The following is a 229-nucleotide window of genomic DNA, read 5'->3' on the forward strand; positions in this document are numbered from 1 at the left end:
ATCTTGTGCAATCATGTTGTGAACGATGTCGTCAGGAATGTAAGCCACATCCAAAACGCCCGATTTCAAATCGGTAAGCAGCTTTTTCAAATCATCATAATGATCAACTTGGCCTTGCTGCCAAGTGCCCAAATGAACTAACCCTTGCTTTTTCAAAGTGAGCAGAATACCCGCTTCTTTCAGTGCAGATTTATCGCGCTTGCTCTGCTCCGCTTGGATAGCCACGTAA

The 229-nt window shown here is 44.5% G+C and carries 1 protein-coding gene; it reads right to left on the reverse strand.

Features of this window, described 5'->3' with window-relative positions:
- Positions 1 to 229, reverse strand: a 229-nt coding sequence (locus tag O4H47_RS18105) for a hypothetical protein (RefSeq protein ID WP_269395414.1), incomplete at both ends; no start/stop codon positions are given.

The sequence above is a fragment of the Maritalea porphyrae genome (genome assembly GCF_027213965.1).
In the GTDB taxonomy this organism is placed as follows: Bacteria; Pseudomonadota; Alphaproteobacteria; order Rhizobiales; family Devosiaceae; genus Maritalea; species Maritalea porphyrae_A.